Here is a 19,808-nt window from a genome sequence, read left to right on the forward strand (position 1 = left end):
GCGATGCTCATGTCTTTTCCCACCCACTCACTGCGCTTTCTCATCACCGGGAATGACGAGCTTGGCGCCTTCCCATGGCGAGAGGAAATCGAAGTCGCGGTATTCCTGGATCAGGTTCACCGGCTCGTAGACTACGCGCTTTTGCGCGGCGTCGTAGCGCACTTCGACAAAGCCGGTCAGCGGGAAGTCCTTGCGTAGCGGGAAGCCCTCAAATCCATAATCGGTAAGGATGCGGCGCAAATCCGGGTGGCCATCAAAGACCACGCCATACATATCGAACGCCTCGCGCTCGAACCAGTTGGCGGCCGGGTAAATGTCCACCACGCTCTCAACGCTGGCGTCTTCTGCGACGGTCAGCAGCACGCGGATTCGCGTATTATGATGCATGGACAGCAAGTGATAGACGACGTCGAAACGGTCCGAGCGCGACGGCCAGTCTACCCCGCAAATATCAATCAGCGTCGTGAACCGGCAGGCCGGGTCATCACGCAGGAAGCGCAGCACCTTCTTCACCCGGTCACGATGAATGGTCAGCGTCAGCTCACCATGGGCAATCGCGTGCTCGCGCACATCCTCATCAAGCGCATCGGCAAGATGCGCGGCCAGTTCTGAGAGGGTATCGGGCTTGCTCAAGGGAGGGGCTCGCTTGCTCTGATGGTTCTTACTAGCGCTCTATCGTGCCTTCGCGGCGGATCTTCTTCTGCAGCTGGAGAATGCCATAGACCAGCGCTTCGGCTGTCGGCGGACAGCCCGGCACATAGATGTCCACCGGCACGATCCGGTCACAGCCACGCACCACGGAGTAGGAATAATGGTAATAGCCGCCGCCATTGGCGCAGCTGCCCATCGAGATGACGTAGCGCGGCTCCGGCATCTGGTCGTAGACCTTGCGCAGGGCCGGAGCCATCTTGTTGGTGAGTGTGCCGGCCACGATCATCACGTCGGACTGGCGGGGCGAACCACGCGGCGCCGCGCCAAAGCGCTCCAGATCATAGCGCGGCATGGCCGCCTGCATCATCTCGACTGCGCAGCATGCCAGACCGAACGTCATCCACATCAGCGAGCCGGTACGCGCCCAGGTGATGAGATCATCGGCGCGCGCCACCAGAAAGCCCTTGTCGGCCAGCTGGTCTGACAGGCCGTCAAAGAACGGGTCGTGCTTTTTCGGATCGTATGCGGGAACGCCGGTGCGCGCCGCAGACATTGCCGGAACAGTGGGGGCCGGAACAGTGGGGTTCGCCATGATCGTCTACTCCCAGTCCAGGGCGCCCTTGCGCCACTCATAGAGGAACCCGACGGTCAGCACGCCGAGAAACACCATCATCGACCAGAAGGCGAAGATATTCCCCTCGAAGATCGGGAAAATCCACGGGAACAGGAATGCCACTTCCAGATCGAAAATGATGAAAAGAATTGCCACCAGATAGAAGCGGACGTCGAACTTCATCCGCGCGTCCTCGAAGGCGTTGAAGCCGCATTCGTAGGTCGAAACCTTTTCCGGGTCAGGATCAGACGGCGCGAGCACGGCTGCCGCGACGATGAAGCCGATCCCCATTGCCAGTGCGATGGCAAAGAAGATCAGAACGGGAAGGTATTCCAGAAGTACCGCGTCCATTGTCCGCCCTGGCGTAGCTAATCAGCCCCGGATAGCCGGAACGCAGCCCTGCCGCGCCCAGCCGTTGCACAAGCCCCTGACAGAAGAACAGCCCTCCTGTCAATTTCGGCGGAAGCTAGTGCGCACCGCCCCCGCCCGCAAGCCGTATGAGACATCAATTGAAGCGCATATTGCCGCTGCAAGCATCTGTTTTTGCGAGCCATTCTCATCTAGAGAGCCCAAGCTCAGTCCCGGTTCATCTAAGCGACGGAAAATAGGCTGTCATTGCGTTGGACGTAATGAACCCGTTCCGGCTAAAGCGGAGCCCACACCATTGGCGCGAGCAAAGCAGATATGAAAAAATTCCTCCTCCCCGGCGTTACCGCCATCATTGCCGCACTGGCGGCGTTCTGGGCATGGCAGTCATTTTCATCACCCGGCGAAGGCAGCCTGCAGGTCGAGACGGACCGGATCGCCCCGCGCGACCTGTCACGTCAGGTTGCCTCTACAGGCTCCATCGCGCCGCTGATCACGGTGGAGGTCGGCTCCCAGCTTTCCGGCCAGATACTCGAACTGATGGCGGACTTTAACGACGAGGTGGAGGCCGGGCAGATCATCGCCCGGCTGGACCCGCAAACATTCGAGACGCGCGTCCGCGAGGCACAGGCCAGTGTGGAGGTGGCGCAGTCCCAGGTTTCCGTCAGCCAGGCCAATCTGACCCGTTCGCGAGCCGAGGCGCGTGAAGCAGAGCGCGCCTTCGAGCGGGCGAGCGAGCTGGTTGAACGCGGAACCTTCTCGCGCGTCCAGTTCGATACTGCCGAGACCGCGCGCGATTCTGCGGCAGCCAATGTTCAGGTAGCCGAAGCCAATCTCAGGAATGCCCGTGCCACGCTCGACCAGCGCGAGGCCAGCCTGGAAAGCGCGCAGGTTGATCTCGACCGCGCCACCATCCGCTCGCCCATTGACGGCGTGGTTATCGACCGGCAGGTCGATGTCGGTCAGACAGTGGCCGCCAGCCTGAATGCGCCCGTTCTCTTCATCATCGCGCGCGATCTTTCACGCATCCAGATTGAGGCGCGGGTGGACGAATCCGATATCGGCCAGATCGCGGTAGGCCAGCCTGTCACTTTCGAGGTTGATGCTTTCCGGGAACGTGAATTCTCCGGTGAAGTGCGTCAGGTCCGGCTTGCCGCCATCGCCGAGCAGAACGTGGTCACCTACACGGTCGTCATCGAAGCCGACAATCCCGGTCAGCGCCTGCTGCCGGGCATGACGGCCAATGTGAACATCATCACCGGCGATGTTGCGGGCGCGCTCACCGTTCCGGCGACAGCCCTGCGCTTCCAGCCGCGCGGCGCAGCCGAAAGCCTTGTTGCGCCGGACGCTGCAGCCAGCACTCCTGCCCAGAGAAGTGGCGGCAATGCCATGATGGCCCGCCTGCTGGATCCGCTGGAGCTGCCTGATGACCGGCGGGCGCGGGCCGAGCAGGCCCTGCAATCGGCTTTTGAAAACATGCGCCGCAGCGGCCCTCCGGGCATGGGCGGCGACGGTGGCGGCAACATGCAAACCATGTTGCAGCGCGCGCTCGGTGATGTGCTGACATCTGAAGAGTTGGCGCGTCTGAACGCAATTCTGGCCGATGGCGCCCGGCGCAGTGGCGGACGCCAGGGCGCGCGCGAGGAAGTTCAGCGCGGCACAATCTGGATACAGCGCAGCGATGGACGCCTGGAACCACGCCCGGTGCGTGTCGGCCTGTCCGATGGGCAGTACACCCAGGTCATGGGCGAGAACATCAGCGAAGGTGAGCGTGTCGTGGTGCGCGTGCGTGAGGTCCGCTGATGACAGATAGCGCTACGCTGATCAGGGCGCGCCAGCTATCGCGCGTTTACCAGCTGGGCGGCGGCGACGTTCATGCCCTGCGCGGGGTGGATTGCGACATTGCCGAGGGCGGCTATGTCGCCGTGATGGGCGCGTCCGGCTCGGGCAAATCCACCTTCATGAACATGCTCGGCGCACTCGACACGCCTACCAGCGGCGAGCTGACCATTGCCGGACAGTCCCTCCTGAACCGCACAGCCGATGAACTGGCGGCGTTCCGCAACCAGACCGTCGGCTTCGTGTTCCAGCAGTTCAACCTGCTGCCGCGCACTACGGCGCTGGATAATGTCGCCCTGCCCCTGCTCTATCGCGGCATGCCAGCCTCAGAGCGGCGTCAACGCGCGGCGGCATGTCTGGAGATGGTGGGGCTGGGTGACCGCATGGATCACCACCCGTCCCAGCTGTCGGGCGGCCAGCAGCAGCGCGTAGCCATCGCCCGCGCCCTCTCCAATGAGCCGCGCATCCTGCTTGCCGACGAGCCTACGGGCGCCCTCGATTCAAAGACGTCCGACGATGTGATGGACATTTTCGACCAGCTGAATGCATCCGGCATCACCCTCATCCTCGTAACGCACGAGCCTGATGTGGGCGCGCGCGCGCGCCGGCGTATCGTTTTCCGGGACGGCAAGATTGTGGAGGACACACAATGAACTTCACCGCAGCGATAACCGTCGCGCTGACCGCACTGAGAGTAAACGCTCTGCGCAGCTTCCTGGCCATGCTCGGCGTTATCATCGGCGTCGGCTCGGTCATCGTGATGATCTCGATTTCCCAGGGCGCCAAAGCCGCCGTCGATGCGCAGATCAGCGCACTGGGCGCAAACTCGCTGCAGGTCCGCCCTGGCTCCTCCTTCCGGGGCGGGGTGCGCGGCGGTTCGGGGTCCGGCACACCATTGAGCGATGAAGACGTCGAAGCGCTGCGCGAGAACGTGCCCTATGTGATTGCAGCAGCCGGCATCATCCAGCAACGCGGTCTGACCGCCGTGGTCGACGGCGTGAACTGGTCCACCGAAGTGGCCGGCACGCACCCGGACTATTTCATCGTTCGTGAGTGGGCCGTCGTGGAAGGACGCGCCTTCACCGTGCCCGAGCTTGATGGCGCCGCCCGCGTTGCCGTGATCGGGCGCACCGTAGCCAACGAACTGTTTCCCGCCGGCGGCGCAACCGGCGCTGCCGTACGCATCAATGGCGTGCCGCTCGAAGTGGTCGGCATACTCGACGAGCGCGGCCAGTCCAGCTGGGGACAAGACCAGGATGACGTGATTTTTGTTCCGGCAACGACCATGCGCGGCCGCCTGGGCGGGCTTTCAGCAGCCGGGGTGCGCAACCCCGTCCAGTCTATTTGGCTGGGTATTGACCGCGCGCGTAACATGGACGCGGCGACGGAAGAGATCACGGACCTGATGCGCGTGCGCCGCAATATCCGCGTCGGCGGCACGGACGATTTTGCGGTCGTGAACTTCGCGGAGTTTCTGCGCGCCCGCAACGAGACCGAAAGCCAGCTGGGCCTGCTGCTTGCAGCGACAGCGGTAATCTCGCTCGTCGTTGGCGGGATTGGCATCATGAACATCATGCTGGTGTCAGTGACCGAGCGCACGCGCGAGATTGGCCTGCGCCTGGCCATCGGCGCCAAGCAGGCCGATATTCGCAACCAGTTCCTCATCGAGGCCGTCGTGCTGTGCCTGGCTGGCGGGCTGGTCGGCATGGCAGGCGGCGCTATCGGCGCGCTGGTGGTGGAATCGATGGGACAATTCCCCGTCTCGATTGAACCCACGATTGCCTTTGTCGCCATCGGCGCCGCTGCAGGTGTGGGCATATTGTTCGGCTTCTATCCGGCACACCGGGCCAGCCAGCTCAATCCGATCGACGCCTTGCGATACGAATAAGGGAGACCCGGCACGGGGCCTCAGATGCCGGTCTCATCCCTTGCACCGGCCGGGCATCCCCTGGTCGGCATGGCAAGCAGCTCGGGCAGTACGTCGTCGCGGAACACGTCATGCAGGCGGCGAAGCTCTCCGGCCGGATCCTCATGCTCGTCAACACGGATATCCCATAGCGGGTATTCCTCGGTGGACACGATCAGAAGATTGGCCGAGCGTTCGCCCTTGCGGTCGCCGCCCACTGCCTCGCCTGCCTCCACGGCGCGGATCAGCTTCTCATCAAAAGGCGCATCGCGGCTACCCTGATACGCCTCTGCCATGGCCTCCAGCACGTGCGGACCCGCCAGCCGATTGCCCTGCACCGAAAAGTCCGCCCGCTCCAGCGCCCCTGCGTAGGCAATGCAGTCTGCGCCAGTCCATGTCACTGCAGGTCCGGTGGCCCCAATTACCGCCAGCTGCCGCTCGTCCGCGCGCGGATCAGCGCAAATCAGACGCTGCAACGCATCAGCAGCATCAACACCCCTCCGCAGCAATTCCATGGCATCGATCCCCAGATACGGATTGACCTTGGCCTGGGTCGCAGCCGCGCCGGCACCCGGCCAGGCATGGCTGAGCAGCTTGCCGACGGCAGGCATCTCGGTCAGTGCCGCCACGCCGAACAGTTTGCCGCATGAAGAACGCGCAACGATGGAAAATGTCATGGCGGCTCCGGGCAGCGCAGATCAATGGTAATGGCGGATTCGTGGTTCCACCTCGCGTAGCTCCCACAACGTTATGGCAGGCCGGACGTTCCGCTTCGAGGTGGGGATCATTCTGTCCGTAGACGCATGGGTCACAAAACAACGGGCGGTTTCATAAAACCATCAAGACCGGCTGCTACCACTCCTTGCACTCCAGTGACGAGAAAGGAGCGCCCAGATGCGTTTTGTCGCCGCCACGGCCATGGCTCTCGGCCTTGCCATTTCAGCCAGCGCGGATGAACCGCGCGCGCTTCCCAACCCGCCAGCTCCCCATGCGCCGGGGGCCCCTTACGCTCCGGCGGGCGTTCCCGACCGCATTATTCTAACTGTGGGCGCCGATCCGGCCCGGTCCGTCGGCATTAGCTATCGCACCGATACACGCCAGAGCGTGGGCCGTCTTGAGCTGGTGCGCGCCGTCCCCGGCCCCGCACAGAACCCGCAGCGCCAGATGTTCGAGGCTGAGACCCGGGCGCTGGAAACCGAGAACGGCATCGCCCATCATCATCGCTTCGCGCTCGACGGTCTGGAACCCGGCACCGCCTACAGCTATCGCGTCGAAGGAGCCTATGGCTGGACCGGATGGATCGATTTTCGCACCGCTGCAGACAGCGACGAGCCCTTCCAGCTCGTCTATCTGGGCGATGTGCAGAACTATATCGGCGAAGTTGGCCATCGCGTGATTACGCAGGCTATCCGGCACGCCTCCAACCCGGCTGTCATCACCACGGCTGGCGATTTCGTATCCCAGCGCGCCGACATGGTCCACGACGATGAGTGGGGCAAGTGGTGGGACACTGGCACGATGCACTACGCCTCGATCCCTCACATCCCCGCCGCCGGCAATCACGAATACATTCCCGGCGAGATGCCAGATGGCAGCTCTGTTCGTGTGCTGGGACCGCACTGGCCGCTCCAGTTCGTGCTGCCGGAAAACGGTGTGCCGGGCGCGCAAGTCACCTCCTTCTATTCGGACTATCAGGGCGTGCGCTTCATCGTGCCGGATGTCACCGCCGTGCTGAGCCTTGGCCAGATGGAAGCCACTACTGACTGGATCCGGGAGGTGGCCAGCGCGAGCGAAGCCAACTGGAATGTCGTGGTGATGCACCAGCCGCTCATCACCTGCGCGCGGCCCGAAAACACTGACCTGATCCACGAATCCTGGCTGCCCATGTTTGAGGAGGTGGGCATCCATCTCGTCCTGCAGGGCCACGATCACTGCTATGGCCGCTGGAGCAATGCCGATAATCCGCGCCGTCCGGGCGCTGAGCCTGCCCCGCAGAGCGGCCCGGTCAGCATTGTGACGGTCGTAGGCGGCAAGATGTATGCGCTTAACGACCGTGTCGCCAATGAGGCGGATCGCTGGGGCGAAGGCACCCAGCTCTATCACCTGATCGACTTCTCGCGTGATGAGCTGGCCTACACCGCCTACACCGCTCAAGGCACGCTCTATGACGCCTTCACGCTGACGCGCAGGGAAGACGGCGCGGTATGGATCGCCGACGATCTGGCCAGCCTGCCGCCCGTACGCGAATGCGCCGATGACGATACCGGCCCGGATGGTTTTGCCTGCACCTCGCGGGAGAAATAACCCCGGCAGTTTGCAGCCATGAAAGCAAAAAGGCCGCTCCTGAAGGAGCGGCCTTTTTTGGTATCTCTCTTGTGAAGAAGTGGCGCGAGTGACGGGGCTCGAACCCGCGACCTCCGGCGTGACAGGCCGGCACTCTAACCAACTGAGCTACACCCGCTTGGCACTTCTTCTCCGGGGCTGGCCCCGAACGAGATGGGTTACTTAATCGGCGTGTTCTGGCCGGTCAAGCCGGTTCGATCAGGCCGTAGTGAGGAAATACACAGCCATCCGCCCCTAGCCGGAATAATAGCTGCGATAGTTCTTGTAGTAGTAGGACGAGCCTTCATACCCGTAGCGGGCCTGCGCGTTCATATCGACCTGCGCAAGCGTCACGCCGAGCACATTCGCCTTCACATCGCGCAGCGTATCAAGAGCGCTGGCGGCCGCCTCGCGCGGCGTCGTCTTCCATTTGACGTTCATCACAACGGCGTCCGCCTTGGCCGCGATGGCGCGCGTGTCGGTAACGGCCAATACCGGCGCCGTGTCTATCAGCACAAGATCATAACGTTCGCGCAGCACGCTCATGAGTGATTTGAAGGCGTCGGAGTTGAACACGTCACGCGGTGTGAATTGCGATTCGACCACGGGCAGGATCTGCAATCCCTGTTCGGCATCAGCGACCAGCACTTCATCAAGCGTGCAATCGCCGGACAATACTTCCAGCAGCCCCTTGCTGGCCTGGGGTGCAGCAGCCTTGGTCAGCAGGCGGCGGCGCAGATCGCAATCCATTATCAGCGTGCGTGAGCCCGACATCGCCGATATGCGCCCGAGGGAATAGGTCGTCGTCGTCTTGCCCTCACCCGGCAGGGCGGACGTTATCGCGACAATCTTGTGAACGTTATCGATGTTGGACAGCAGAATCGCTGAGCGGATGACGCGGAAGGATTCCGCGATTCCCGAGAGCGGATTTTCGCGGACATAGTCGTAAGGCTGATCGCCTTTGCCCGATCGCTTCTGCCCGAACCGTCCTTGAGCGAGCATCGGCACAGACGCAATATGCGCCGCGCCCAGCTCGCGTTCGACATCGGCCTCGGTGCGCACGCCATTATCAAACACTTCCAGCAGCACAATCGCCCCGGCACCGGCCATACCCGCAAGCATCAGGCCCAGAGCCAGATTGAGCAGCCAGTTGGGAGCGCTCGGCTCCAGCGGAACCGGCGCACGCGCCACGATACGCGCATCTGCCGTGGCAAGATCATCCTGCTCGCTCGTCTGACGGAAGCGGTTCAGAAAGGATTCGAACAATGTGCGCGAGGCTTCCGCCTCCCGCTCAAGCTCGCGCAGCCTCACCAGGGCCCGGTTATTCGTCACCAGCTCGTCGCGGAAGCCCGACAGCGTGCTCTGAAGGGAGGCCACCCGTTGCCGGGCCACATTCACTTCTGTCTCCAGCCCGGCGACGATGCGTTGGATTTCGCGGCTGATCTGCTCTTCCAGATCGGCAACCTCGCGCTCCACAGCCAGAAATTCCGGGTGACGCGGACCATAGCGCGAGGCCAGATCGCTGCGGCGGCGGCTGGTCTCGGTCTGCTGGGCACGCAAGGCGCGGATGGTTTCAGAGCGCAGCACCTCACCAATCGTATCAAGCGATGCACCACGCTGAAGCTGTGTCTGGACACTGCGCAGGGACGATTCAGCGGCCGAAAGCTCGGCGCGCTGAATGGCCAGCTGCGCATTAAGGTCCGAAATCTGCTGCTCGGTCAGATTACTGCCGCCAGCATCCAGCAAGCCGTGCTCTGCGCGGTAAAGCTCCACAGCCTGCTCGGCCGTACGAACCTCTTCGCGCAGAACATCCAGCCGGTCATTCAGCCAGGTATTGGCCCGCTCCGTCGCGTCGAACTTGGCTTCCAGCTGCGACAGGAGATAGAGATCAGCAAAAGCATTGGCGATACGCGCCGCCTTGGCCGGATTCTCCGAGCGAAATCCGATCGATATGACATAGGTCATGCCGGAGCGGCGCGCGGTGAGCCGCTCGAGCACCGCCGAGGTCACAGCCTCCAGCGTGCGCTGGTCGTCATCAATGCCGGCATGCGCCATCTGGGATGGCACCAGCGCAGACAGGAAGCCGCGAAGCCCCGCGGCAATGACTCCCAGCCCGGACGGCTCACGCAAGCTGTCATTGAATTCCGGGTCCGCCGTCAGATCGAGACTATTGATCACGGCAAGTGCCAGTGAGCGGCTCTGGATCAGCTGAACCTCGGTGTCGAGCGCCTGCGCATCCGACCCCACCCCGGTCAGCACGGCCTCGATATCGATCACCTGAGACTGGCGCGGATCAATGATCACGCTGGCCGTCGCGGTATATTGCGGCGTCATCTGCATCGTCACGATGACGGTCAGGGCGAACACTGCAAACGCGACAGCGGCGAAAACCGGGAGCCGCCGGCGGAATATCCGCCACAACTGGCGCAGATCGACGAGTTCGTCATCAGCGGGCTGTTCGGCATACACCTGCGGCTCGCCCCGATTATACGCCATGATTACCCCGGATTTTCATTATACGGCCACACGGATACGCCTTCACCAGCGAAGTGCCGTCAGCTGCCAGAACTGTCAACTGGAAAGCAAGTGCGGGGCCAGCGCTGTCCGCATCCGGTGTTCGCCTCAGTACTGCAGCACAACACCCAGGATGAAGCGGTTGCTGCTGAAATCGCGTGGCCCGGCCGTGCCTGACGAACTCTGGTCGAGATGGCTGTAGCTGGCCGTCAGGCCCACATTGCGGTTCATCAGATAGGTGGCCTGAACGGTGGCACCCCAGCGCTCATCTTCGCGGTCAATGCCCTGATACTCATCGTTGGCGTAATCGAGGCGCGCCGTCAGGATGACATTGCGCAGCAGCTCGTGGTCGGCCTGAGCGGACACCGACGTACCGATAAAACCAGCAGACGCGGCAATACCGGAATCTTCAATGCCACGCCGGGCGGTGAAGGTGAACGTGGTCAGCTGGGTCGGGAACCACTCCAGCAGGCCGTCAATGCTGACACCGTCCACGGTGCCAAAGGCAGGGCTGTCATACTCCTGCTTCATATAGCCGACGCCGATCTCACCGCGCGCCAGACCACCCAGATCAAACTCCACGCCCACATCGAACGTGTAGCCGTCAGAATCGCGGTTGGTGGCGACAGCCGGCGGCGAGAGCCGGAAATCGCGCTGGTTATGCCGGTAGCGGGCAAAAACCGCCGTATCCGGGCTGATCGCCCAGTCACCACGAAGGGTGAAGCGATGCATGTCCTGATCGCGGAAATCCTGGCTCGCGACACCGCCACCGATCAGCCGCGCATCATCATAGTCCGACTTGGCAAAGTCATAACCGCCACGGATGCGCAGCCGGTTGAAGGTGTGCTCCGCACCGATGGCGAAGGTCGTTGTATCAAAGCGGATAGGCTCGGCAGCGAAGCCGGCAGCACCGGCCGAGGTGCGCGGTTCGGTGCCCCGGCTGTGGGACGCAGACGCCCCCACCGACGTGCCGCGATGGATGTCGAGGCGGCCACCGGCGCCGAGCGAATAGTCGGTCGTGCTCTCGGAACCGAAATCCGCATACTCGTTGCGGCGTACATCGGCGAAGGCGTTGAAGGCGTGGCGCGACCAGGTGGTGTCGACCGTGACGGAAGGATTGATCACGAAGATCGTGTCGGACTCCTCATTCGTCGCCGTTGCGAAAATATTGTCGTTGAACTCGACGCCAAGGCTCAGTTCGGGGCGCCAGATGAACGCGCCAGCCCTCACGCCGAGCGCATCATATTCCGGACGCGGCCGCTGCGTCACACTGACATTGCGGTCACGATCCCACAGCCATTGCGCGTCGGCGTCACCGGCCGCCGCAAAATTCGCTGCGCCTCCAGCCGTCAACGTGAGTGCAACCGTTCCTACGCCCGAAAACAGCTTGTTCTTAAGGCCAACCATCTCGTCCCCACCTTATGATACGTCACGCACACGAAGTCCGGCCTGGACGGCACAATGCCCTGTCTGACAATCCGCCGCCGGGTCCGCCAGCTTCAGTAGTCAGAGCCGCCACGGCCGCCCGGGGGCGGAGGCGGAGGCGGGGTCGGCGAGCTGCCTGCAGGGCCGCCAGGCACACCGGCAACACCGGAGCTGGACAGCTGGGCCGCCGCACTTTGCGTTGCAGCCTGCGCAGCCGGGGTTTGCATGACGGGGCTGGCCGAAGCGATGGCAAGAGCGGCCGCAGCCGTCTGGCTGTCAGCGCCGGACGCGACAATCGCACTGACGATTGCAGCCTCAACCTCCTCGGCAGTGGCATCCGGACCGAGAGCGGCAACGGCGGCAACGATGGCGTCGGCGACTTCCTGCGCGGTCGGTGCGACCTGCACGGCGGCCATGGCATAAGCCGGAACGCTCACGGCACCGGCCGGGACCAGACCAAATACCGCCGCGCCCAAAACAGCTTTAGAAAACTTGATAACGGATTTCATAGTAAACCCCTGTAAATTTACCTTCGGTTTACTACTACCAAAACCATGAGCGCGGAGCCAGCCAGATTCCGCGAGAATCTGCGAATTTGGCAATGGACGCAGCGATCCTGGCGACCAGATGCAAAAAAGACACGCCACGCCGCGAATCCGGCCCTGCCAGCCCGGATATTGGGCGCGCAGGAACGCGGCCCGCAGCCCGATTATACATTCTTTAAGTGCTGGAATCGTAGTATTTGCCAATCTGCAAAGTAAATGAGGCCAGTGCGATGGCTGTCAATGCCCGGTCTGAAAATGCGGAAAGCACAGTTTCCGGCGCATTGCCCGATGACATAGCCATTCCTGCCATGAGCAATCCGGCAGCGTTTCTGCTGGACGCAGGTACGCATCCACTGTCCCCTGCCCCATCACCGGCCCGCACTCTCCAGCAAGAACTGGATGCACAGCTGACCGGCTTCAGCGTCCAGATTGCGGATTCAGCCGTCCCGGGCGGAAAGCCTCAATGGTCAGCGCGCCGGACGCTCGCCCTCATACTGGTCAGCAACGGCGTGGCCTGGGCAGCGCTGGCTTGCGCAATATTCGCGCTGACGCGCTAGACGGCCCGAAACACCCGGAAATTCACACCAAGGCGCCGGGCGCAGTTCGCCATCAGCGCGATCAGTGATGTTCATCTTTTGGGAATGAGTGTCGCGGTGGCAGGCCCTAGGGGAATCGAACCCCTCTTTCCAGGTTGAAAACCTGGCGTCCTAACCGATAGACGAAGGGCCCGCATCAGCGCGAGAGCGGTTCTATATCCAAGCAGAATCCCTCACGCAAGCCCTGCGGGTAGCTTCTTGTGCAAGATTGCGCAGTGCAGCTGCGTTCAACCTGCTGCTGCCATGTCTTCCAGATGCAGCTCTGCCTTGCGCCCGAAGCGATTGTCTTCGGCCTTTATGCGCCCGGCTACATGCCATTTGCGGTCCCGTGCGCCTGTCAGCGCGTCGCCCAGCGGCTTTCCAAGCGCCCGGAAGGCTATCCCGGACACCTGCGCGCCGGTATCGGCCTCGAAGGTGAAGCGCAGATGGCCGGTCCCCACCTCCTTCACGAAGCGGATATGCAGATCAGACAGCGCAAAGCGCGGCTCGGGATTACCCATGCCGAAGGGTGCCGCCTGCTTGAGCGACTCGCCAAAATCAAAATCCACCGCCGCCGGATGCACCACCCCATCGAGGCGCAAGGTGCGGGCCTCATCGGCTGCTGCCCATTCCGGCGCAAGCCTGTCGGCAAGGAAGTCGCGAAACGCGGCGATCCTGCCCTCTTCGACCGTCAGCCCCGCTGCCATGGCGTGCCCGCCGCCCTTTTCCAGCAGGCCGGCTTCGCGCGCCGCCAGTATCGCATTGCCCAGATGCACGCCAGGGCAGGACCGCCCTGATCCCTTGCCGACACCGTTCTCGACGCCGATCACGATAGTGGGCCGGTTGAACTGGTCCTTGATGCGCCCCGCCGCGATGCCGATCACGCCGGGATGCCACCCTTCCCCGGCCAGTACGATCACCGGCCCGCCGGCATCGGTGCGCCCGGACTCAATCTCATCAAGTGCAGCCGTCAGCACGGCGTCCTCGATGGCCTTGCGTTCGGCATTGAGCCGGTCGAGCTCCAGCGCGATTTCGCGTACGCGGGCGGGATCCTCTGAGCCCAGCAGCTCCAGACCCAGCCCGGCCACGCCTACGCGGCCGCCCGCATTGATGCGGGGGCCCAGCAGGAAGCCGGCATGATAGGGGCTGGCCGGTCCTGTCAGCCCGGACACCTCCGCCAGCGCCGCCAGCCCGACTTTGTGCCAGCCGCTCATCACTTTGAGGCCTTGCGTGACGATGGCGCGGTTGGGCCCGGTCAGCGGCACGACATCGCAAACCGTCCCCAGCGCCGCCAGATCGGTCATGGCGAGAATATCGGGCTCTGGCCCCTTGAAAGCGCCCCGCGCCCGCCCTTCGCGGTTGAGCGCTGCCAGAAAGACCAGCGTGACGCCAGCCGCTGCCATATGCCCGCAGCCCGAAGTGTCGCCAGGCTGGTTGGGATTGACGAGCGCCAGGGCGGGCGGCGGCGGTCCGTCCATCAGATGATGATCGATCACCACGACCGGCAGGCCCATGCCGGCAGCACTTTCCAGCGCGCCATGCGCCGCCGCGCCGCAATCGACCGTCACGACCAGCCCAGCGCCTGCCGCCTTCAGGCTGGCGAAGGCTTCGGCGGAGGGGCCATACCCCTCCTCGATGCGGTCAGGCACATAGGTCAGCGCCTCCTGCCCCACCGCCCGCAACCAGCGCACCAGCTGCGCGCCGGAGCTGGCTCCATCGACATCATAGTCGGCAAAGACGGCGATGCGCGTGCCAGCCTCCACGGCGTCCCAGACGGCGCGGGCGGCGGCATCCATGCCCAGAAAGCTCGACGGATCGGGAAAGCTGTCACGCAGGCGCGGAGACAGGAAGGCGGGCGCGTCATCAACGCTGATGTCCCGCGATGCCATCAGGCGCGCCAGCGCATCATTGCAGCCGGTGGCGCGTACAATCGCTGCCACCGCTTCATCTGACGCCTCACTGAGCGCCCATGCCCGGCCGGTCACCGATGCGGTGACGCCAAAGAGCGGTTCGCGGCCAGCCATTGGCGGTCAGCTGCCCTCCACAAAGCGCTGGGTCGTGATGATGCGGCGCGAACGGGGCGCGGAAGACAGGAGCAGGGTCTGCGTCGTCACCGTGCCCGGACCGTTCGTCACCGCCTCCAGCAACTGCCCGCCCGTGACGCCGCTGGCGACAAACAGGCAGTCCTTGGACGCCAGTTCAGCGCCCGAATACTTCCGGTCGAGATCCTTGATTCCCGTCTTCGCGGCGCGCGCGCGCTCGTCATCATTGCGGAAGAAGAGGCGGCATTCGATCTGGCCGCCAAGACAGCGCAGGGCCGCCGCTGACAGCACGCCTTCTGGCGCGCCGCCCTGCCCGACATACATATCCACCGGCCGCGCGGGATCGGCTGCAGCAATGACCGCGGCTACGTCACCATCCGGGATCAGCACCACGCGCGCGCCGGCGGCACGCACACCGTCAATGATCGACTGGTGGCGCTCGCGCTCCAGCACACAAACGGTGATGTCAGAGACCGGCACACCTTTGGCCTTGGCTACAGCGGCCACGTTCTCGCCTACCGGCTTGTCGAGACTGATCACCCCTGCAGGCAGGCCAGGGCCCACCGCAATCTTGTCCATATAGGTGTCTGGCGCATGCAGAAGGCCGCCGCGCGGCGCCAGTGCCAGCAGGGTCAGGGCTTCGGGCTTGCCGCCAGCGGTCAGCGAAGTGCCTTCCAGCGGATCAAGCGCAATATCGATTTCCGGGCCTTCGCCCGTGCCGACCTCTTCGCCGATATACAGCATCGGCGCTTCGTCGCGCTCGCCTTCCCCGATCACGATACGTCCACGCATGGGCATGTCGTTGAACGCCTTGCGCATGGCATCAACCGCCGCCTGATCGGCAGCAATCTTGTCGCCGTGACCGGCAAGGCGGGCGGCGGCAATGGCTGCGCGCTCGGCAGCCTCAACAGCACCAAGAGCGAGATTGGATAGAGACGACGAGGTCATTTAACAGACATTCCTTGTGTGAAAGGCAGAGTTGGCGAGCAGTCTCAGTCCCGGCGGGCCGGCGGAGGCGGCGGTGTCGCCCGCTCACGCGCCTGCTGTCCGAAAACCAGGGGATCAATGGGGGGAAGCTGGACCAGCTGGGACTGGGACACCACCAGGTCACGCGTATCGGCCAGCTCGCGCGCGGCGGTGGCCATGCGCCAGCTTTCCATCTGCGGGCGCGGTATTTCCGGCACGAAGGCAGGCGCCTCCCGGGCGGGATCTTGGGCCATGCGCGCCTGTGTCCAGGCCGCTTCCCCTTCGGGCACGGTCACCAGGACGCAACCTGAAAGGAGCGGCCCGGCTAGCGCCGCACTCATGAGCAAGGCAGTCAGGGTGCGCAAGACAGTTATCCTCCCGAAGGGATTGGACGGATCACACGCTTTCTATACGCTTCGCTTCATCAGTGTCACGCCCTACCGGAAGTGCTGTCTGCCATGGCCGAGAAGAAAACACCCTCCAAACGCAAGAAACCCGCATCATCCGGCAAGAAGCCGGCGCCAAAAGCAGCAGCAGCCAAGCGCGCGTCCACACCCGGCAAGGAAGCAGGAAAGCCCGTGACGGCCAGCCCGGGGTCCACGCCGGAGACGCCCTTCCCGGCCCTGCCCGCAGCCGATCTGGAAACGCTGGAGACCATCTCGCGCAATGTCATGCAGTCTGCCCTGAAGAGCCAGAAGCTGATGGCGGACATGATGCGCCGTTCACTGGACGGCGATCCGGCCCTGAAACCGCAGGCCGATCCGTTGCATGCCTCGCCGGAACTGGCACAGACGTGGGAGAATGTGCTCGGCGACCCTGAATTGCTGCTGCAGGCCCAGTCAGACCTCTACCGCGGCTATCTGGATTTGTGGGCCGGTGCCACGAAGAAGATGTTGGGGGAGGATGCACCGCCCGTCATCGAACCGGAGAAGGGCGACAAGCGCTGGCGAGCGGCCGAATGGACCGAACATCCGATGTTCGACGCCATGCGCCAGTCCTACCTGCTAAACCAGCGCTTCCTTTTGAGCCTCGTCAACAATGCCAGGGGCATAGACGAGGAGACGCGGCGCAAGGTGAATTTCGTCACCCGCCAGATGATCGACGCCATGTCGCCGACCAATTTCGCGCTGACCAATCCGGATGTGCTCAAAGCTACGTTCGAGACGAAGGGCGAAAACCTGTCACGCGGGCTGATAAATCTCGTCAACGACCTTGAACGCGGCAATGGCCGCCTCGCCCTCACCCAGACAGACATGGAAGGCTTCGAGGTGGGCGAGGACCTCGCGGCGACGCCGGGCGATGTTATCTACCGCAATGCGGTGATGGAGCTGATCCAGTATGCGCCCGCAACAGACACCGTGCGCCAGCGCCCGATCCTCATCGCGCCGCCCTGGATCAACAAATTCTACATCATGGACATGCGCCCGCAGGGCTCGATGATCCGCTGGCTGACTGAGCAGGGTTTCACCGTCTTCCTGATCTCATGGGTCAATCCGGATGCGTCCATGAAGGACGCAACCTTCGACGACTATATCCGCCAGGGACTGTTTCAGGCGCTGGAGTGCGTGGAGCAAGCCACCGGCGAGCGGCAGGTGGACGCTATCGGCTATTGTATTGGCGGCACCATGCTGGGCAGTGCGCTCGCCCTGATGGCGGCTGAAAACGATGACCGCATCGCCTCGGCCACCTTCTTTGCCGCGCAGCTGGATTTCGAGCTGGCGGGCGAGCTTCTGGTCTTCATCGACGAGGAATGGTTCAAGGAAATCGGCCGCCTCATGGACGCGCAAGGCGGCGTGCTGGACGGGCGCACCATGGCCGACACGTTCAACATGCTGCGCGCGAACGATCTGGTCTGGTCCTTCGTCATCAATAATTATCTGCTCGGCAAGACGCCGCAGGCCTTTGACCTGCTCTACTGGAATGCCGACCAGACGCGCATGCCCAAGACCTTGCACCTCTACTATCTGGAGAAATTCTACAAGAACAACGCATTGTCCAAAGGCGAGCTGGAGCTGGGCGGCCACAGGCTGGACCTCAAAAAGGTGAAAATCCCGGTCTTCATGCAGGCCAGCAAGGAAGACCATATCGCCCCGGCGGACTCGGTTTACCGCTCCGCGCGCCTGTTCGGCGGCAAGACGCAATACATGATGGCCGGATCGGGCCATATCGCGGGCGTGGTCAATCACCCCGATGCGAACAAATACCAGCACTGGATCAATGAGACCCTGCCGGAGAGCCGCGAAGACTGGCTGAAAAGCGCCAAAGAGCATCCCGGCTCCTGGTGGCCGCACTGGAAGGCCTGGCTGCTCTCAATGAACGACGCGCAAGTGCCGGCGAGGAAGCCGGGCGGGGGCAAGCTCAAGCCTCTATGCCCGGCACCGGGCGAATATGTGAAGGTGCGGAGTTGATAGCAGACTTACTCGATCCAGACGTGTTGATCCCGATTATCCTGCTGACGGGGATTGCCGTGATTGCAGTTGGCGCCGGGATGCTAAGGCGTCGCAGCCGGGGTTACGTCGTCGTCACTGCGAAACACTTATTTTATCGAGACAAGCGAAAGATCACCGTTCCGCTCGGATCCATTGTCGCCATCGAAGCGGTATCGGTCGATCTGACAACGCATGAGAGTTGGGGATTACAGCTCCAAACCAGCTCGGCGACACATTATCTGGATGAGGACCTGAAAGGGTTTGAAAAGGCGGCATACCAGCTTGGCGCGCATTTTGGATTCGACGCCAAGGAGGCCATCGGTTCCGCGAACGCTTCACTGATCAAGCGGCCCTTCAACAGCTTTCGACACACTGTGTGGACGGCTAGCGCCAACTGAATGTTCAGTCGGGCCCCGGTGAGTATGTGAAGGTACGAAGTTAGAGGCTTCCGCCCAAGTGCGTTTCACCGGGATGAGCCGGTATCCGGCCCCCGAGCCGGAATCCAGTCTCCAGTTCCACAAAGCATTCCTCGTTGTCCTGGGAATGACGCTTGAGCGCCGATCCCAAACGAAAACGGGCGGCGCCATCTGGCACCGCCCGCTCCGTGTGATCGGCATGGCTCCGCGCAAGCGCGGAGAATAAGCCTTAGCGCTTCGAGAACTGGAAGCTGCGGCGGGCTTTCTTCTTGCCGTATTTCTTACGCTCGACCACGCGGCTGTCACGGGTCAGGAAGCCACCGGCTTTCAGGACGCCGCGCAGGGCCGGCTCGTAGTAGGTCAGAGCCTTGGAGATGCCGTGACGCACCGCACCGGCCTGGCCGGAGAGGCCGCCGCCAGTGACCGTGGCGTACACGTCGTACTGGTCGACGCGCTCAGCCGTCTCGAACGGCTGGGCGAGCATCATGCGCAGCACCGGGCGGGCGAAATAGACTTCCTGCTCGCGGCCGTTGACGACGATCTTGCCGGCACCCGGCTTGATCCAGACGCGGGCGATGGCGTTCTTGCGCTTGCCGGTGGCATAGGCGCGGCCATGCTCGTCGATCTTCGGTTCAGCAATAACCTTGTCTTCGGTTGCGGATACAACCGGAGCATCGGCCTGCTTCATCGCCGATTTCAGGTCTTCAAGAGAGCGTGCTTGTTCGGCCATTATGCGCTCCGCACGTTTTTGGTGTTGAGGGACTTGAAGTCGACGACTTCCGGCTGCTGGGCCTCATGCTTGTGCTCGGAGCCAGCATAGACGCGCAGTTTTCCAAACTGGGTGCGCGCCAGCGGGCTTTCTTTCGGCAGCATGCGCTTGACGGCGTTCTCCAGAACGCGCTCGGGGAACTTGCCCTCGATCAGCTTGCGCGGGCTGGTTTCCTTGATACCGCCCGGGTGGCCGGTGTGGCGGTAGTAGCGCTTGTCTTCGTACTTCTTGCCCGTGAAGATCACCTTGTCGGCATTGATAACCACAACGTGGTCGCCACAATCGGTGTGCGGGGTAAAGTCGGGACGGTGCTTGCCGCGCAGACGGGTCGCGATATAGGCCGCAAGACGGCCGACAACGGCCCCTTCGGCATCAATCACAACCCATTTGTGTTCAACGTCTGCGGGCTTGGCGGAGAAGGTCTTCATCG

Annotated in this window: 19 protein-coding genes and 2 tRNA genes; 7 read left to right on the forward strand and 14 right to left on the reverse strand. The window is 63.0% G+C overall.

The genetic code is table 11. The features are described from left to right. Nucleotides 1-27 precede the first annotated feature (27 nt). The 3 genes from X907_RS08880 to X907_RS08890 are packed head-to-tail and all read right to left on the reverse strand — an operon-like array spanning nucleotide 28 to nucleotide 1,615. Nucleotides 28-633: an NADH-quinone oxidoreductase subunit C gene (locus tag X907_RS08880; protein WP_127567188.1), complete on the reverse strand. Its 606-nt coding sequence runs from the start codon at nucleotides 631-633 to the stop codon at nucleotides 28-30. Between the two features lie 31 nt (nucleotides 634-664). After that, nucleotides 665-1,243, reverse strand: a complete 579-nt coding sequence (locus tag X907_RS08885; protein ID WP_127567190.1) for a NuoB/complex I 20 kDa subunit family protein — start codon at nucleotides 1,241-1,243, stop codon at nucleotides 665-667. Between the two features lie 6 nt (nucleotides 1,244-1,249). Next, nucleotides 1,250-1,615: an NADH-quinone oxidoreductase subunit A gene (locus X907_RS08890; protein WP_127567192.1), complete on the reverse strand. Its 366-nt coding sequence runs from the start codon at nucleotides 1,613-1,615 to the stop codon at nucleotides 1,250-1,252. 333 nt (nucleotides 1,616-1,948) lie between these two features. Here X907_RS08890 and X907_RS08895 point away from each other — a divergent pair, with 333 nt between their 5' ends. From X907_RS08895 to X907_RS08905, 3 genes are read left to right on the forward strand one after another with little or no spacing between them, the layout of a single operon-like run. After that, nucleotides 1,949-3,433: an efflux RND transporter periplasmic adaptor subunit gene (locus tag X907_RS08895; RefSeq protein WP_127567194.1), complete on the forward strand. Its 1,485-nt coding sequence runs from the start codon at nucleotides 1,949-1,951 to the stop codon at nucleotides 3,431-3,433. Then, complete coding sequence (locus tag X907_RS08900; RefSeq protein ID WP_127567196.1) at nucleotides 3,433-4,122, forward strand: ABC transporter ATP-binding protein; 690 nt, start codon at nucleotides 3,433-3,435, stop codon at nucleotides 4,120-4,122. Before X907_RS08895 ends, X907_RS08900 begins: the two co-directional genes overlap by 1 nt. Next, nucleotides 4,119-5,357, forward strand: coding sequence for an ABC transporter permease (locus X907_RS08905; RefSeq protein ID WP_127567198.1), 1,239 nt, complete (start codon nucleotides 4,119-4,121; stop codon nucleotides 5,355-5,357). Before X907_RS08900 ends, X907_RS08905 begins: the two co-directional genes overlap by 4 nt. A gap of 20 nt (nucleotides 5,358-5,377) precedes the next feature. Here X907_RS08905 and X907_RS08910 read toward each other — a convergent pair whose 3' ends face one another. Then, on the reverse strand, nucleotides 5,378-6,052 hold the full coding sequence (locus X907_RS08910) for a DUF1028 domain-containing protein (RefSeq protein ID WP_127567200.1): 675 nt from the start codon (nucleotides 6,050-6,052) through the stop codon (nucleotides 5,378-5,380). Between the two features lie 217 nt (nucleotides 6,053-6,269). Here X907_RS08910 and X907_RS08915 point away from each other — a divergent pair, with 217 nt between their 5' ends. Continuing rightward, complete coding sequence (locus X907_RS08915; RefSeq protein ID WP_127567201.1) at nucleotides 6,270-7,679, forward strand: purple acid phosphatase family protein; 1,410 nt, start codon at nucleotides 6,270-6,272, stop codon at nucleotides 7,677-7,679. Nucleotides 7,680-7,759: 80 nt separating this feature from the next. On the opposite strand, the gene X907_RS08920 is transcribed toward X907_RS08915, so the two are convergent. From X907_RS08920 to X907_RS08935, 4 genes are all read right to left on the reverse strand, one after another. Next, nucleotides 7,760-7,836, reverse strand: a tRNA-Asp gene (locus tag X907_RS08920). Between the two features lie 116 nt (nucleotides 7,837-7,952). After that, nucleotides 7,953-10,193, reverse strand: a complete 2,241-nt coding sequence (locus X907_RS08925; RefSeq protein WP_127567203.1) for a GumC family protein — start codon at nucleotides 10,191-10,193, stop codon at nucleotides 7,953-7,955. 126 nt (nucleotides 10,194-10,319) lie between these two features. Continuing rightward, nucleotides 10,320-11,618, reverse strand: coding sequence for an outer membrane beta-barrel protein (locus X907_RS08930; RefSeq protein WP_127567205.1), 1,299 nt, complete (start codon nucleotides 11,616-11,618; stop codon nucleotides 10,320-10,322). A gap of 92 nt (nucleotides 11,619-11,710) precedes the next feature. After that, nucleotides 11,711-12,145 carry a hypothetical protein gene (locus X907_RS08935; protein ID WP_127567207.1) on the reverse strand — a complete coding sequence of 145 codons (435 nt, stop codon included), beginning with the start codon at nucleotides 12,143-12,145 and terminating at the stop codon, nucleotides 11,711-11,713. A 266-nt stretch (nucleotides 12,146-12,411) separates the two neighbouring features. On the opposite strand from X907_RS08935, the gene X907_RS08940 reads away from it, so the two are divergent. Continuing rightward, nucleotides 12,412-12,738 (forward strand): hypothetical protein, encoded by a 327-nt coding sequence (locus tag X907_RS08940; RefSeq protein ID WP_127567209.1) that lies wholly within the window; start codon nucleotides 12,412-12,414, stop codon nucleotides 12,736-12,738. 97 nt (nucleotides 12,739-12,835) lie between these two features. Here X907_RS08940 and X907_RS08945 read toward each other — a convergent pair. The 4 genes from X907_RS08945 to X907_RS08960 all read right to left on the reverse strand — a co-directional run bounded on the left by X907_RS08945 (nucleotide 12,836) and on the right by X907_RS08960 (nucleotide 16,018). Next, nucleotides 12,836-12,910: transfer RNA gene (locus X907_RS08945), tRNA-Glu, on the reverse strand. Nucleotides 12,911-13,004: 94 nt separating this feature from the next. Beyond that, complete coding sequence (gene recJ / locus X907_RS08950; protein ID WP_127567211.1) at nucleotides 13,005-14,780, reverse strand: single-stranded-DNA-specific exonuclease RecJ; 1,776 nt, start codon at nucleotides 14,778-14,780, stop codon at nucleotides 13,005-13,007. 6 nt (nucleotides 14,781-14,786) lie between these two features. Further along, on the reverse strand, nucleotides 14,787-15,746 hold the full coding sequence (gene glpX / locus X907_RS08955; protein ID WP_127567213.1) for a class II fructose-bisphosphatase: 960 nt from the start codon (nucleotides 15,744-15,746) through the stop codon (nucleotides 14,787-14,789). 44 nt (nucleotides 15,747-15,790) lie between these two features. Further along, nucleotides 15,791-16,018 (reverse strand): hypothetical protein, encoded by a 228-nt coding sequence (locus tag X907_RS08960; protein WP_127567215.1) that lies wholly within the window; start codon nucleotides 16,016-16,018, stop codon nucleotides 15,791-15,793. A 204-nt stretch (nucleotides 16,019-16,222) separates the two neighbouring features. Between X907_RS08960 and phaC the strand changes: the two genes are divergently transcribed. Together phaC and X907_RS08970 are read left to right on the forward strand one after the other, a co-directional pair. Next, on the forward strand, nucleotides 16,223-18,172 hold the full coding sequence (gene phaC, locus X907_RS08965) for a class I poly(R)-hydroxyalkanoic acid synthase (RefSeq protein WP_127567217.1): 1,950 nt from the start codon (nucleotides 16,223-16,225) through the stop codon (nucleotides 18,170-18,172). A gap of 26 nt (nucleotides 18,173-18,198) precedes the next feature. Next, on the forward strand, nucleotides 18,199-18,591 hold the full coding sequence (locus X907_RS08970; RefSeq protein WP_127567219.1) for a hypothetical protein: 393 nt from the start codon (nucleotides 18,199-18,201) through the stop codon (nucleotides 18,589-18,591). Between the two features lie 247 nt (nucleotides 18,592-18,838). On the opposite strand, the gene rpsI is transcribed toward X907_RS08970, so the two are convergent. Both rpsI and rplM read right to left on the reverse strand, forming a co-directional pair. Then, nucleotides 18,839-19,339 (reverse strand): 30S ribosomal protein S9, encoded by a 501-nt coding sequence (gene rpsI / locus X907_RS08975; protein ID WP_127567221.1) that lies wholly within the window; start codon nucleotides 19,337-19,339, stop codon nucleotides 18,839-18,841. Then, nucleotides 19,339-19,806 (reverse strand): 50S ribosomal protein L13, encoded by a 468-nt coding sequence (rplM, locus tag X907_RS08980; protein WP_127569426.1) that lies wholly within the window; start codon nucleotides 19,804-19,806, stop codon nucleotides 19,339-19,341. The genes rpsI and rplM overlap by 1 nt, the downstream gene beginning before the upstream one ends. Between the last annotated feature and the right edge of the window lie 2 nt (nucleotides 19,807-19,808).

This window comes from Glycocaulis alkaliphilus, from assembly GCF_004000605.1.
In the GTDB taxonomy this organism is placed as follows: Bacteria; Pseudomonadota; Alphaproteobacteria; order Caulobacterales; family Maricaulaceae; genus Glycocaulis; species Glycocaulis alkaliphilus.